At 34.1% G+C, this 232-nt stretch carries 1 protein-coding gene; it reads left to right on the plus strand.

The window, feature by feature from the left end:
* Positions 1-232 (plus strand): histidine kinase (locus KK062_RS30590; RefSeq protein WP_254088160.1); only part of this gene is annotated, 232 nt, incomplete at both ends.

Genomic DNA, 232 nt, shown 5'->3' on the forward strand with positions numbered 1-232 from the left:
TTACTCATCAGCGTCAATACATCTATTCTTCTTTTTATATCGTAGAGCTTAGTGTTGTTACCTTATTTATCAGCGGGTTTATTGCCATGTTGAAATTCGTAGCAGACTGGTTTGACTTAGTAGCCCACAAAAAAGAAGTTGAGACAGAAAGATTAACAGCAGAATTGAATTTCCTTAAAGCGCAGATCAATCCTCATTTTCTTTTCAACACGCTTAATAATCTATATTATCT

Source organism: Dawidia cretensis (genome assembly GCF_018598175.1).
GTDB classification, from domain to species: domain Bacteria; phylum Bacteroidota; class Bacteroidia; order Cytophagales; family Cyclobacteriaceae; genus Ohtaekwangia; species Ohtaekwangia cretensis.